The sequence below is a fragment of the Methylovirgula ligni genome, from assembly GCF_004135935.1.
GTDB lineage: Bacteria > Pseudomonadota > Alphaproteobacteria > Rhizobiales > Beijerinckiaceae > Methylovirgula > Methylovirgula ligni.
On the sequence record NZ_CP025086.1, the window covers coordinates 1,028,397 to 1,042,299 of the forward strand.

The window sequence follows — 13,903 nt, forward strand, 5'->3', positions numbered from 1 at the left end:
ATGAGCGCTTTTCATATTGGCCTCCGTGCAGCGCCCTGCGTTATCGCGCTTGTTCTTCCGCTCGCTGGCGCACACGCCGCCGCGCCGCGCGCGTATTGTGCGCATATCGTCAACGACGACCGGCTGCACCCGGCGCCGTCTTCGCTCGCCGGCGCGATCAAGCATCTGTTCAACTTGAGCGGTGCCGAGGCCGTGCAAACGACGTTCTATCGCTGCGCCGACGGCGAAGTGAAGCTCTGCAACGTCGGCGCCAACCTGCCATGCGGCAAGGCCAATCTCAGCAAGAGTCTCGACGGCGCGACGGCCTGGTGCGGGGACAATCCGAATTCGGATTTCATCCCGATGGTCGCGACCGGCCATGACACGATCTACAATTGGCGCTGTGTCAACGGCATCGCAACACCGGGCGCACCCGTCGCAAAGGTCGATTCGCGCGGCTTCTTCAGCGAATATTGGAAGCCGCTGAAGTGAAGATTGGCACAGCCTGAAGACTTTCCTTCGTCATAAACGTTACGCAGGATAGGACAGCGTAACCGGAGAGACAGAATGAGTATTCTCGGCAGCATCGTTTCCACGATCTTGGGCCACGGCGGCGCTTCCGCTACGCCCTCGCCAACAGCGCAGGCAACGCCCTCCACGCCCGCGCCGGCAGCGCCTCAGGCTGCGCCGGCCAGCCCTGCACCGGGCGCCTCGGCGACGCCGGCTGCGCCCGTCGATATCGACGTGGTGTTGACCTCGCTCGCCGCCCAGCATCACGAGAGGCTCGACTGGAAACATTCGATCGTCGATCTTTTGAAAGTGCTCAATCTCGACAGCAGCCTGACGGCGCGCCGCGCGCTCGCCACCGAGTTGCATTATACCGGCGACGAGCACGACACGGCGGCAATGAACATCTGGCTGCACAAGCAGGTGATCGCCGAACTTGTGAAGAACGGCGGCAAAGTGCCGGCCGATCTGCAGCACTGAGAGCATGCGGAAACGGATTCCGATTCAGCGCATAAGACGATGGCGTTGGTCGCTTTTAATCACGCCGTCATGGCCGGCCTCGTGCCGGCCATCCACGCCGGGACATCGCTGAAACCATTGCGATAACGTAGCAGCGTCATCGCGTGGATGGCCGTGACAAGCACGGCCATGACGTGCTAACGCGCGCCGAAAATTGCGCTGCCGACGCGCACATGCGTCGCGCCAAGTTCGATGGCGATTTCGAAATCGCCGCTCATGCCCATCGACAGGATTTTGATTCCGTTGCGCGCGGCGATCTTGTTGAGCAGAGCGAAATGCGGCGCGGCCTGCTCCTCGACTGGCGGGATGCACATGAGGCCCGAAACATCGAGCTTCAGATCGTTGCGGCAATAGGCGATGAAGTCGTCCGCTTGCTCCGGCAGGATGCCCGCCTTCTGCGGTTCGGCGCCGGTATTGACCTGCACATAAAGTTTTGGCGCGCGTCCCACGGCCGCGATTTCCTTGGCGAGCGCGACCGCGATCTTGTCGCGATCGACCGTTTCGATGACATCGAAGAATTGGACCGCCTCACGCGCCTTGTTGGATTGCAGCGGGCCGATGAGATGCAGCTCGATGCCCGGCGTCTCGGCCCGCAGCGCCGGCCATTTGCCTAAAGCCTCCTGCACCCGGTTCTCGCCGAAGACACGCTGACCCGCCACGATCACGGGCCGGATGACCTCGGCGTCGAAGGTCTTGGAGACGCAGACGAGCGTCACCGAGCCGGGTTCCCGGCCGGCGTCTGCTTCTGCCCGGCCCATACGGTCGCGGATTTCCCCGAGCCGCGTTACAGCACCTTGTTGCGGCTCAACATTTTCTCCCGCCACGCCGCCTTCTCCTGCATCTTCGCAAATCATTGACCGGTCTGGCCAATAATGCTGTACATCCGCACCCGCCCGGACCCGATGCACCAAATCTGATAGCATGGACGCACAGCGCTACAACGCCCTCGAAGCCGAACGCAAATGGCAGCAGACTTGGGACGCCGCGGAGACCTTCCGTACGCGCAACGACGATCCGCGGCCGAAATATTATGTCCTCGAGATGTTTCCCTATCCGTCCGGCCGGATCCACATGGGGCACGTGCGCAATTATACGATGGGCGATGTCGTCGCCCGCTTCAGGCGTGCGCGCGGCCATAATGTGCTGCATCCGATGGGCTGGGACGCCTTCGGCCTGCCGGCGGAAAACGCCGCCGCGCAGAACAATACGCATCCCGCCGCCTGGACCTATGCGAATATCGATTCGATGCGGACGCAGCTCAAATCCCTGGGCCTGTCGCTCGACTGGTCGCGCGAGATCGCGACCTGCGACCCGGCCTATTACAAGCATCAGCAGAAGCTGTTTCTAGATTTTCTCGCCGGCGGCCTTGTCGATCGCAAGAAGTCCAAGGTGAACTGGGACCCGGTCGACCATACCGTTCTCGCCAATGAGCAGGTGATCGACGGGCGCGGCTGGCGCTCCGGCGCTTTGGTCGAGCAGCGCGAACTGACGCAATGGTTCTTGAAAATCTCGGCGGCTGCGGACGATCTGCTCGCCGCGCTCGATGATCTGCCGCGCTGGCCGGAGAAAGTCCGGCTGATGCAGAAGAACTGGATCGGCAAATCCGAGGGCCTGCATCTGCGCTTCGCACTCGCGCCGACCGACAAAGTCGCCGCGCGCGAGATCGACGTCTATACGACGCGGCCGGACACGCTCTTCGGCGCCAAATTCATCGCGCTTGCGCCCGACCATCCGCTGGCCGCCAAGCTCGCGGGGACGGATGCGGCGCTGGCCCGTTTCATCGCCGAATGCCAGCGGAGCGGCACCTCGGAAGCCGCCATCGAGACGGCGGAGAAGAAAGGCCACGACACGGGGCTGAAGGTGCGCCATCCGTTCGATGCGGATTGGCTGCTGCCCGTCTATGTCGCCAATTTCGTGCTGATGGATTACGGCACCGGCGCCATCTTCGGCTGTCCGGCGCATGACCAGCGCGACCTCGATTTCGCCAACACCTATGGCCTCGGCAACACGCCCGTCGTGTGTCCGCCGGACGTCGATCCGACGAGCTTCATCATCACCGACAAGGCCTATGACGGCGACGGCACGCTGATCCATTCGCGCTTCCTTGACGGACTGACGATCGCGGCAGCGAAAGAGGAGGCCGCGCGCCGCCTCGAAGCCGAAAGGCTCGACGGCGCGCCGGTCGGCAAGCGGCAGGTCAATTACCGGCTGCGCGATTGGGGCATTTCGCGCCAACGCTACTGGGGTTGCCCGATCCCAATCATCCATTGCCCGACCTGCGGCGTCGTGCCGGTGCCGGACGCCGACCTGCCGGTGGAACTGCCGCAGGACGTCACATTCGGCCAGCCGGGCAATCCGCTCGAGCGCCACCCGACCTGGAAACATGTCGCCTGCCCGAAATGCGGGGGACCGGCCCGGCGCGAGACGGATACGATGGACACGTTCGTCGATTCGTCCTGGTATTTTCTGCGCTTCACCGACCCTTGGGACAAAGACGCGCCGACCGACGATGCGATGGTGCGCAAATGGCTGCCGGTCGATCAATATATCGGCGGCATCGAGCACGCGATCCTGCACCTGCTCTATGCGCGCTTCTTCACCCGCGCCATGCAGCAGACGAAGCACGCCGACGATTTGAAGGAGCCCTTCGCCGGACTCTTCACTCAGGGCATGGTGGTGCACGAGACCTATCACGATGCGAGCGGCGGCTGGGTCGCCCCCTCGGAGATCAGGATCGACGCGACGACGGAAGGCCGCCGTGCGACGCGCCTCTCCGACGGCGCGCCGGTCGAGATCGGCCCGATCGAGAAAATGTCGAAGTCGAAACGCAATACGATCGACCCCGACGAGATCATCGAGACCTATGGCGCCGACACCGCCCGCTGGGTCGTCCTCTCGGATTCGCCGCCCGAGGGCGACGTGATCTGGACCGATGCGGGTGTCCAGGGCGCGGCGAAATTCGTCCAGCGCGCCTGGCGGCTTGTCGATGAGCTCGCAGGCCTTGCGGCGCCCCTCGACGCGGTGAAGCCGGCCGAATTCTCCGCTCCGGCGGCCGAAGTCCGCAAATTGGCGCACGCGGCTCTGGTCAAGGTCGAGGAAGATATTCTGCGGCTGCGCTTCAACCGCGCCGTCGCCCAGCTCTATGACCTCGCCAACAAGCTCTCGGCCGCGGTCGGCGCTATCGCGACGCCCGAGATCGGCGCCGACCTGCGCTATGCCTTTCGCGAGGCGGCGGACATTTTTGTGCAGCTTTTTGCGCCCATGATGCCGCATCTCGCCGAGGAGGCCTGGGTGCGGCTTGGGCACAACACCTTGATCGCAAATGCATCATGGCCCGTTGCGGACCGCAGCTTGATCGTTGAAGATACGATCAGCCTGCCGGTGCAGGTGAACGGCCGCAAGCGCGCCGATCTCGTCGTCGCGCGCGATGCCGACCAGGCGGCAATCGAAAAGGCCGTTCTGGCGCTCGAAGGGGTTCAGCGCGCCCTGGAGGGCAAGGCGGTGAAGAAAGTCATCATCGTCCCGCAGAGGATCGTGAATGTCGTTGCCTGATCCCCGCCCCGTTCTCGTTCGCCTCGGCCTGCTGCTGCCGCTGCTGTGGCTCGGCGGCTGCATTGAGGAAGTGCGCCCGCTCTACGGCTCAGGCAGCTTTCTCGCCAATGGGGCGCAAGCCGAGAAGATGCAATCGGTGGCGGTCGATGAGATTTCCGGCCGCCTCGGCCATTATCTTGGCGACAATCTGAAGCTCGATCTCAACGGGACCGGCGAGCCGACCGATCCGAAATATCATCTCGTCATCACGCTCACCGAAAGCACCGAGACGCCGCTGATCGATACGGTCGAAGGCCTTGCGACCTCGGCAACCATCGTCACGACAGCCCGTTTCCGCCTCGTGCCGACCGCCAATGAAAAGGTTTTCGTCGGCAAGGCCTATGTCGCGGCGAGCTATGACCGCAACATCAACCGCTTTACCAATGTTCGCGCCGCCCGCGACGCGGAAATCCGCGATGCGCGGCGGTTGGCCGACGAGATCACGACCCAGGTCGCCGCCGAACTTGCCTCGCGGAACTGAATGGTCGCCGTCAAAAACAGCGAAGCCGATCGTTTCATCGGCCGCCCGCCGCCGAATATTTCCATCTATCTCGTCTTCGGCACGGACGCCGGCCTTGTCGCCGAGCGCGCGAGCAAGATCATCGCGCACAGCGTCGATGACGCGAAGGACCCGTTCCAGTTTTTGCGGCTGTCGGGCGATGACCTCGCCGCCGATCCGCTGCGTCTTGCCGACGAGGCCAATACGATCCCGATGTTCGGCGGCCGCCGCGCCATCGCCATCGACGCCCAGGGCAAGGGCTTCGTCGCGGCGCTCGAACCGGTACTAGCGAAACCACCGCTCGATTGCACCATCATCATCGAGGCCGGCGCACTGAAACGCGATGCACCCTTGCGCAAGCTCTGCGAGCCCAACGCGCACGCGGTGGCGATCGAATGCTATCCGGATTCCGCCAAGGACATCGCACAGCTCGTTGAGGCCGAATTGCGCGCCGACAATCTCGCGATCGATCCCGACGCCAAAAAGCTGCTTGTTTCACTGCTCGGCGAAGACCGGCTGACGACGCGGGCGGAGATCCAGAAGCTCGCGCTCTACGCGCGCGGCGCGGGCACGGTCACGGAAGACCATGTCGCCGCCATCGTTGCCGACGCGTCGAGCCTCGCGCTCAATGCAGCGGTCGACGGCGCCTTCGAGGGCGATCTCGCCGCCGTAGAAAAAACAGCCGAGCGCGTCTTCTCCGAAGGTGGCGATTATAACGCGCTGCTTGGCGCGGCGCTGCGCCATGCGACGATGCTGCATCGGGCACGGCTCGATGCGGAGGCCGGCCGGAGAGGTATGGGTTCGGGCTTTGGCGGCCGGCGCGGCGACTCCTTCGAGAAGCATGTGCGCAACTGGTCCTCGGAACGCCTCGCGCGTGTAATCACCGCGATCAACCAAGCCATCGGCAAGGCGCGGCGCGATCCCAAGCTCGCCGATCAGATCGGCATGCGCGCGCTGTGGACGATTGCAATGCAAGCGAAACGGAAAGCGGGTTAAGCGCGCCTACCGCTTCAATTTGCGGATGAGATCGTCAAGCTGTTCGAGGCTCTTGTAGCGGATACGCAATTCGCCGGCCTCGCCCTGATGGGTGATGGCGACGACAAGCCCGAGGGCCTCGCCCAAATCTTTCTCCAAGGCACGCGTATCGGCGTCCTTCTCCTCGGCCGCGGGTTTATGCTTGGTCTGCGGCGCCGCTTTCTGTGCCAGCTTTTCGACGTCGCGCACGGAGAGGCCCTGTGCGACGATCCGCGCAGCGATCTCGTCCGCGTCGGCGCGGGTGAGCAACGCGCGCGCATGGCCCGCCGATAATTTGCCTTCGGCAAGAAGCTGCTTTGTCTTCTCCGGCAGTTTCAACAAGCGCAGCGTGTTGGTGACATGGCTCCGGCTCTTGCCGATGACCTTGGCCAGATCGGCTTGCGTATAGCCATATTCGTTTTCGAGTTGCTGATAGCCGAGCGCTTCTTCGAGTGCATTGAGATCGGCACGCTGGACGTTTTCGACGATGGCAAGTTCGAGCGCCTGTTTGTCGTCCGCTTCGACGAGAATGACCGGCGCATCATGCAGGCCGGCGCGCTGCGCCGCGCGCCAGCGTCGCTCGCCGGCGATGATCTCGTAAATGTCCGCGAGGCCCGCGATGGTGCGGGCGAGGATCGGCTGGATGATACCCTTCTCGCGGATTGAGGCGACGAGGTCTTCGAGATCCTGATCGTCGAAAGCCTTGCGCGGATTGCGCGGATTGGGCCGCAGGAAAGCGAGCGGAACCTTTTTTTGCCCGCGCGAGCGTGCGATCGCCGCCCCTTCCTCGCCGGCGTCGCCGATCAGCGCCGCCAGCCCGCGGCCGAGCCGTGGCCGGGATTCTTCTGCCATATTCGCCGCCTTCATATTCGCTTAACCATAATTTTGAGCGCGCTCACGCGGCGCGCAATTGCCGCTCGCGTTGGATGACCTCCGAGGCAAGCCGCAGATACGCCTGGCTGCCGCTGCATTTGAGATCGTAAAGCAGAACCGGCTTGCCGTAGGACGGCGCCTCGGAAATCCGCACATTGCGCGGGATGATCGTCTCGTAGACCTTGTCGCCCATGAAGCCACGCACATCGGCGGCAACCTGGGTCGCGAGATTGTTGCGCGGGTCGTACATCGTCAGCACGATGCCGTGGATCGTAAGATCGGCATTCAGCGTTTGCCTTACCGTCTCGACCGTCGAGAGCAATTGCGAGAGACCTTCGAGCGCGAAGAATTCGCATTGCAGCGGCACGACCACGCTGTCGCTCGCGGCGAGTGCGTTGATCGTCAGAAGGTTGAGCGACGGCGGGCAGTCGATAAGAACATAAGTGAAACGATTGAGTTCGGGGAGCTGCGTCTGCGCGTCGGCAAAGGCTTTCACCGCATTCCGCAGCCGGTAGGCACGATCCTTCTCGGAGGCGATCTCAAGTTCGACGCCGAGGAGATCGAGCGTCGAGGGCGCGATCGAGAGGCGTGGCACGGCGGTCGGCTGAACCGCTGCCTGCAGCGGCGCCTCGCCAATCATCACGTCGAAGGTCGAAACGGCGCGATTCTTCCGATCGATCCCGAGGCCCGTCGAGGCGTTGCCCTGTGGATCGAGGTCGATAATCAGCACCCGCTCACCAATAGCGGCCAGCGCAGTGCCGAGATTGATCGCCGTCGTCGTCTTGCCGACGCCGCCCTTCTGATTGGCGAGGACCAAAACGCGAAGATCGGGAGAATAAGCCACGCGCCGTCTCCGAAAACCGATTGCCTGCGCAGCCATGCGAGTCTCTAAATGTCTGTTTTAGAAGATTTTTCGCGGGTTACGCTGCAACTTACCCCCGCCGCGCCGAAGCGGCTTTGGCGCCTTCGTCATAGACGAGAAGCAGCCGACTCACCGACGCGGTTACGCTCGATTTCTCCATGATGCGGTATCGGCCCGTCGTGGACAAGGCTTTGAGCTCCCGATCGGCGTCTTGTCCCTTCAGAAAAACGCCGACAGCGCCCCTGGCGAGCAGATTTTCGGCATAGGTCAGAAGAACCCGCAGCGGCGCCAATGCTCGCGCGCTCACAGCCTCGATCGGATCGCCTAGATGATCGATGACCTTCTCAATCCGAGCGTTATGAATAACGGCCGGTGCCGATGTTTCACGTGAAACCTCGCGCAGGAAAGCGCATTTGCGCTGATCCGATTCGATGAGATGCATCCGCGCGCCGGGTGTCTCAGCGAGCCGGATCGCCGTGACGAGGCCCGGAAAGCCGCCGCCCGAACCAAGATCAGCCCAAAGCCTGGCCTGCGGCACCGCGGCCTGAACTTGCAGCGAATCGGCGATATGCCGCGTCCAGAGATGCGGCAGGGTGGAAGCGGCGACGAGGTTGATCGTTTTCTGCCATTTGCGTAGCAGTTCGGCGTAGATATCGAGGCGGTGGACGATCTCGGGCGGCAGCGGAAAGAACGCCAGCGCCGCGTCCCGGTCACGCTGTAGCTCGCTCGGCAGCTTACTCGGCAAGCGCGCGGCTCCGCCTCGCGTGGGATTTGGCATGAGCGGCGAGCAGGGTCAGCGCGGCGGGCGTGATCCCTTCGATCCGGCCGGCCTGCCCCAAAGTCTGCGGTTGGATGGCGACCAGCTTATCGCGCAGTTCGGCCGACAGGCCGGAGATCATTCGATAATCGAGGCTATCAGGCAGGCGCAAAGCCTCGTCGCGACGGAAACGCGCAATATCCTCGGCCTGGCGGTCCAGATAGACGGCATATTTGGCATCGATTTCGATCTGTGCCGCCGTCTTCGGGTCGACGCTGCCAAGCTCCGGCCAGATGCTGCGCAGAACGGCGAAATCAATCTCCGGAAAGCCGAGCAGGTCGAAACCCGTGCGGCGGACGCCATCCTGATTGATCTTGAGGCCGTGCCGCGCCGCCGCGTTGGGTGTCAGCGCCAGGCTTTCGAGCCGCGCGCGCGCTGCTTCCAGCGCCGCCGCCTTGACCCTGAAGGCCGCCGACCGCGCCCTGCCGACCATGCCAAGTTCGATGCCCTTGCCGGTAAGCCGCTGATCGGCATTATCGGCCCGCAAGGTCAGCCGGTACTCGGCGCGTGAGGTAAACATCCGATAGGGTTCGGTCACGCCCCGCGTGACAAGATCGTCGATCATCACGCCGAGATAAGCCTCCGAGCGATCGAAGCCGATCGGTGGCCGGCCACCGGCAAGCGCCGCCGCATTTAGTCCCGCGACAAGCCCCTGCGCCGCGGCCTCCTCATAGCCGGTCGTCCCGTTGATTTGCCCGGCAAGGAACAGGCCCGTGACACGCTTCGTCTCCAGCGCCGGGGTCAGCTCGCGCGGGTCGATGAAGTCATATTCGATCGCATAGCCCGGCTGGAGCATACGAACATGGGCGAGGCCGGGGATGGTGCGCAGGAAGGCATCCTGCAAATCGGCCGGCAGCGCCGTCGAAATGCCGTTGGGATAGACCGTCGGATCATCGCGGCCCTCCGGCTCGAGGAAAATCTGGTGCGCCTCGCGGTCGCCGAAGCGCATCACCTTGTCCTCGATCGATGGACAATAGCGCGGGCCGCGGCCGGAGATCGCGCCGGAATAGACGGGCGAATGGCCGATGTTCCGGCGGATCAGCTCGTGCCCGGCCTCGGTCGTCCGGGTGATGAAGCAATCGACCTGTGCGGTCGTGATAGCGGGCGTCAAAAAGGAGAAAGGCTCCGGCTCTTCGTCCCCGGGCTGGCGCTCCAGCATGTACCAATCGATCGTCGTCCCGTCGAGGCGCGGCGGCGTGCCGGTTTTCAGTCGGCCGAGGGCGAACCCATGCGCCAACAGGCTGGCCGAGAGCTTCTGCGCCGGCGGTTCCCCGACCCGGCCGGCGGGAATACGCTCGGTACCGATATGAATCATGCCGCGCAGAAACGTGCCGGTGGTCAGCACCAGAGCGCCGGTTGCGAGAATCCGCCCGTCCGCCAGCGCGAGGCCGGCGACGCGGCCTCCGCCAGTGCGGATTTCCGCCGCCTCGCCCTCGACAATCGTAAGGCCCGGCACAGCGGCAAGCGCCGCCTGCATGGCCGAGCGGTAGAGCTTACGGTCCATCTGCGCCCGCGGGCCGCGCACGGCAGGGCCTTTGGTGCGATTGAGAACGCGGAACTGGATTCCCGCTTCGTCCGCCACGCGGCCCATCAACCCATCGAGCGCGTCGACCTCGCGGACGAGATGGCCCTTGCCGAGACCGCCGATGGCCGGGTTGCAGGACATGGTGCCGATCCCGGCGACGGAATGGGTGACGAGCGCCGTGCGCGCGCCAAGGCGCGCGGCCGCAGCCGCAGCCTCGCAGCCGGCATGGCCGCCGCCCACCACGATGACGTCGAAGGTATTCGCGCTCACAGGCTCATCCAGGAATGTTTCACGTGAAACATATCATTTACCAATGCAGAAGCGGGCGAAGATTTCGCCGAGGACGTCCTCGACATCGATCCGCCCGATCAGACTTTCAAGCGCCTCGATAGCCGCACGCAGATCTTCGCTCAGCAATTCTACCGGACCACCGATGCCTGCGAGCGTCCGATCGAGCGCCGTTGCGGCCGCCAGGAAGGCCCGGCGATGACGCTCGCGGGTGATGACGCCGGATTCCGCCTCCCCCGCAGCGGCGCGCGCGAAACCGGCGAGCTTCTCCGTCAGGAGACCGAGATTGGCTCCGGTTTCAGCACTGATCGCCAGAAAACCCGGTGTCGCGCCGCCGTCAAGATCGCTCTTGCTGTGCAGCGCCCAGACCGGCACCTCTACAGGGAGATCGGCCGGCGGCGGCGCGCCCGTCTCGCTGAGCCAGAGAATGAGGTCCGCAGCTTCAGCGCGGGCGCGCGCGCGCGCGACCCCGATGCGTTCGATGGGGTCTGCGGTCTCGCGCAGGCCCGCCGTGTCAATCAAAACGAAGGCGAAGCCGCCGATATCGAGATGGACCTCGATCGCATCGCGCGTCGTTCCCGGGAGCGGCGAAACGATCGCCGCCTCGCGCCGGGCGAGCGCATTGAGCAATGTGGATTTGCCAGCATTGGGCGGCCCGGCGATCACGACCGTGACGCCCTCCCGGATGATCTCGCCCGCCCGGCCCTGCGCCAGCGCCGCCACAAGATCCTCCCGTACCGGCGCCAGCAGGCCCGCGAGTGCCTCCCGCGCCAGCGGCGCAACATCCGCCTCGTCGGCGAAATCAATCTCCGCCTCCAGGAGCGCGGCGGCCTCCAGCAGCTTAGACCGCCAGGATTCGGCCTTATGGCGCAGCGCGCCGCGCGTCTGGCGCAAAGCCTGACGGCGCTGCATTTCGGTTTCCGCGTCGATCAGATCGGCGAGGCCCTCGACCTCGGTCAGGTCGAGCTTGCCATTTTCGAAGGCGCGTCGCGCGAATTCACCGGCCTCCGCCGGACGCGTCTTCGGAAAGTTGGCCAGCGCCGCCAGCAGAGCGGCGATGACCGCCGGACCCCCGTGAACATGGAATTCGGCGCAATCCTCGCCCGTGAAGCTCGCCGGAGCCGGAAAATAGAGGCAAAGTCCGCGATCGATCGGCTCACCGCTTGCAGGATCGGCGAATGTCGCCAAGCTCGCCTTGCGCGCCGGGGGCACTTTCCCGACAATCGCCGCCAAAATCTTCGGAACTCCGGCACCGGAAAGGCGTAAAACCGCCAGTGCCGCGCGCCCCGTTCCCGAGGCGAGTGCATAGATCGTCTCCGGCGCAGATGTTGCGCCGCTCAGTTCAAGGCCCCTCATGTCCAACGAACTCGCCAAGGCCGCCAGCCCCTATCTGCTGCAACATAAGGACAATCCCGTCCATTGGCGGCTCTGGAGCCCCGCGGCGCTCGCGGAGGCAGAGGGCGCCAACAAGCCGATCCTGCTCTCGGTCGGCTATGCCGCCTGCCATTGGTGCCATGTGATGGCACACGAAAGTTTCGAGGATGCTGCGACTGCAGCGGTCATGAACGAGCTTTTCGTGAACATCAAGGTCGATCGCGAGGAGCGGCCGGACATCGATCATATCTACATGCAGGCGCTGCATGCGTTCGGCGAGCACGGCGGCTGGCCGATGACCATGTTCCTGACGCCGCGCGGCGAGCCTTTCTGGGGTGGCACCTATTTCCCGAAAGAGGCGCGCTACGGCCGCCCGGCTTTCGTCACGGTGCTGCGCAGCGTCGCCCGAGCCTTTCACGATGATCGAGGTAAAATTACCTCAAATGCGGAAGCTGTGCGGCAATCGCTTGGCCAGGTTCAGCCGATCTTGGCAGACGCAGCTCCCTTGAGCCTGGCCCTCGCCGACGCTCTGGCGCCGAAGCTGGCCGATTATGTCGATCCGGTTGACGGCGGCCTGCGTGGCGCACCGAAATTCCCCAATCCGGCGATCTTCGAATTTCTCTGGCGGGCTGACGATCGTCTGGCCCACAAAACCTACCGCGATCTCGTGCGTCTGACGCTCACCAAAATGTCGGAAGGCGGCATCTACGATCATCTCGGCGGCGGCTACGCGCGCTATTCGACTGACGACCGCTGGCTCGTGCCGCATTTCGAAAAGATGCTCTACGACAACGCGCAGATTCTCGAATTGCTCGCGCTCGCCTGGCAGCATTTTGGCGACGAACTCTTTCGTCAGCGCGCTTACGAGACGGTCGGCTGGCTCGCGCGCGAGATGACCAATGCCGGCGGCGGCTTCTGCGCTTCGCTCGATGCCGACAGCGAAGGCGAGGAAGGCAAATTCTATGTCTGGACCTGGCCCGAACTCGTCGAAGTCCTTGGCGCCGAGGACGCGGCCTTCTTCGGCAAATTCTACAATGCCTCGCGAATCGGCAATTGGGCCGAGGAAAAGCATGGCAAAAGCGTCACGATTCTCAATCGTCTCGAACTGAAAACGCCGCCGACGGCGGAAGAGGAAGCGCGCCTCGCGCCGCTCCGGCAAAAACTCTTTGCTGTGCGCGAGACGCGCGTGCATCCCGGCCTCGACGATAAGATCATGGCCGATTGGAACGGCTTGATGATCGCCGCGCTTGTCCATGCGGCGACGACATTCGGCGAACCGCGCTGGATCGCACTGGCCACGCGAGCCTATCATTACATCGTCGATCGTCTGCAATTCACCGATGACGATGGCGCGCGGCGTCTCGCCCATAGCACGCGCGCTGGTGTCGTCGTGAAGCCCGGCCTCGCGCTCGATCATGCGGCGATGGCGCGCGCCGCTCTCACCTTGCACGAAGCGCGGCATATGACGGGCGCTGAACTCGCATCTTACGATTATCTCGCCGACGCCATCGCCTTCACGCAGGCGATCGCCCGTCATCATATCGATGCGCAGACGGGTCTCATCGCGATGGCGGCGGACGACGCGCGCGATATTGTCATCCGCCTGACGCCGACGTCGGACGACGCCATTCCCAACGCCCATTCCGTCACGCTCGATGTGCTGGCACGCCTCGCGGCGGCGACGAGCGACGAGACATGGCGCGCCCGGGCCGATGCGCTCTTTGCTGCCGTCACACCGGCCGTCACTGCGCAGCCCATCGGCCATGTCGGCATTTTGAATGCGCTTGATCTTTATCTGCGCGGCCGCGAGATCGTTGTCGCGGGGCCGCAGCGCCAGGCGCTTTATGAAGCCGCGCTCGCCGCGCCTTTCGACACGCGCATGGTGCTCGAACTCGAACCCGGCGCCACGCTGCCGCCGGGCCATCCGGCGCAGGCGCAGATCGCCGCGGCTGGCACGGCGGCTGCTTTCGTCTGTTCGGATGGCGTGTGCGCGCTGCCGGTTCATGATATTGCCGGACTGGGCGCTCTGCTCGCGCTTAAAAATTAAAGGGGCCG

General features: G+C 64.1%; 12 protein-coding genes. 6 read left to right on the plus strand and 6 right to left on the minus strand.

What is annotated here, in order from left to right; genetic code table 11:
- Together CWB41_RS04950 and CWB41_RS04955 are read left to right on the plus strand one after the other, a co-directional pair.
- Positions 1-471 carry a hypothetical protein gene (locus tag CWB41_RS04950; RefSeq protein ID WP_115835305.1) on the plus strand — a complete coding sequence of 157 codons (471 nt, stop codon included), beginning with the start codon at positions 1-3 and terminating at the stop codon, positions 469-471.
- A gap of 75 nt (positions 472-546) precedes the next feature.
- On the plus strand, positions 547-966 hold the full coding sequence (locus tag CWB41_RS04955) for a DUF3597 domain-containing protein (protein ID WP_115835304.1): 420 nt from the start codon (positions 547-549) through the stop codon (positions 964-966).
- Between the two features lie 176 nt (positions 967-1,142).
- On the opposite strand, the gene CWB41_RS04960 is transcribed toward CWB41_RS04955, so the two are convergent.
- On the minus strand, positions 1,143-1,763 hold the full coding sequence (locus CWB41_RS04960; protein WP_245411166.1) for a YggS family pyridoxal phosphate-dependent enzyme: 621 nt from the start codon (positions 1,761-1,763) through the stop codon (positions 1,143-1,145).
- Between the two features lie 163 nt (positions 1,764-1,926).
- On the opposite strand from CWB41_RS04960, the gene leuS reads away from it, so the two are divergent.
- The 3 genes from leuS to holA are packed head-to-tail and all read left to right on the plus strand — an operon-like array spanning position 1,927 to position 6,091.
- Positions 1,927-4,557 carry a leucine--tRNA ligase gene (gene leuS, locus CWB41_RS04965; RefSeq protein ID WP_115835302.1) on the plus strand — a complete coding sequence of 877 codons (2,631 nt, stop codon included), beginning with the start codon at positions 1,927-1,929 and terminating at the stop codon, positions 4,555-4,557.
- Entirely contained in the window at positions 4,544-5,077 is a 534-nt protein-coding gene (locus CWB41_RS04970; protein WP_115835301.1) for an LPS assembly lipoprotein LptE, read from the plus strand. The genes leuS and CWB41_RS04970 overlap by 14 nt, the downstream gene beginning before the upstream one ends.
- Positions 5,078-6,091: a DNA polymerase III subunit delta gene (holA, locus tag CWB41_RS04975; RefSeq protein WP_115835300.1), complete on the plus strand. Its 1,014-nt coding sequence runs from the start codon at positions 5,078-5,080 to the stop codon at positions 6,089-6,091.
- Positions 6,092-6,097: 6 nt separating this feature from the next.
- Here holA and CWB41_RS04980 read toward each other — a convergent pair whose 3' ends face one another.
- The 5 genes from CWB41_RS04980 to mnmE all read right to left on the minus strand — a co-directional run bounded on the left by CWB41_RS04980 (position 6,098) and on the right by mnmE (position 11,830).
- Positions 6,098-6,961, minus strand: a complete 864-nt coding sequence (locus CWB41_RS04980) for a ParB/RepB/Spo0J family partition protein (RefSeq protein ID WP_115835517.1) — start codon at positions 6,959-6,961, stop codon at positions 6,098-6,100.
- A gap of 43 nt (positions 6,962-7,004) precedes the next feature.
- Positions 7,005-7,826, minus strand: a complete 822-nt coding sequence (locus CWB41_RS04985) for a ParA family protein (protein WP_245441069.1) — start codon at positions 7,824-7,826, stop codon at positions 7,005-7,007.
- A gap of 88 nt (positions 7,827-7,914) precedes the next feature.
- Positions 7,915-8,589 carry a 16S rRNA (guanine(527)-N(7))-methyltransferase RsmG gene (rsmG, locus tag CWB41_RS04990; RefSeq protein ID WP_245411144.1) on the minus strand — a complete coding sequence of 225 codons (675 nt, stop codon included), beginning with the start codon at positions 8,587-8,589 and terminating at the stop codon, positions 7,915-7,917.
- Entirely contained in the window at positions 8,579-10,456 is a 1,878-nt protein-coding gene (mnmG, locus tag CWB41_RS04995; RefSeq protein WP_245411143.1) for a tRNA uridine-5-carboxymethylaminomethyl(34) synthesis enzyme MnmG, read from the minus strand. Before mnmG ends, rsmG begins: the two co-directional genes overlap by 11 nt.
- Before the next feature lie 33 nt (positions 10,457-10,489).
- The gene (gene mnmE, locus CWB41_RS05000) at positions 10,490-11,830 is read right to left on the minus strand and encodes a tRNA uridine-5-carboxymethylaminomethyl(34) synthesis GTPase MnmE (RefSeq protein ID WP_115835296.1); all 1,341 of its coding nucleotides are present in this window, start codon (positions 11,828-11,830) and stop codon (positions 10,490-10,492) included.
- Between mnmE and CWB41_RS05005 the strand changes: the two genes are divergently transcribed.
- A complete protein-coding gene (locus CWB41_RS05005) occupies positions 11,829-13,895 on the plus strand; it encodes a thioredoxin domain-containing protein (protein ID WP_115835295.1) in 2,067 nt (688 codons plus the stop codon). The two genes, mnmE and CWB41_RS05005, sit on opposite strands and share 2 nt — an antisense overlap.
- Positions 13,896-13,903 lie beyond the last annotated feature (8 nt).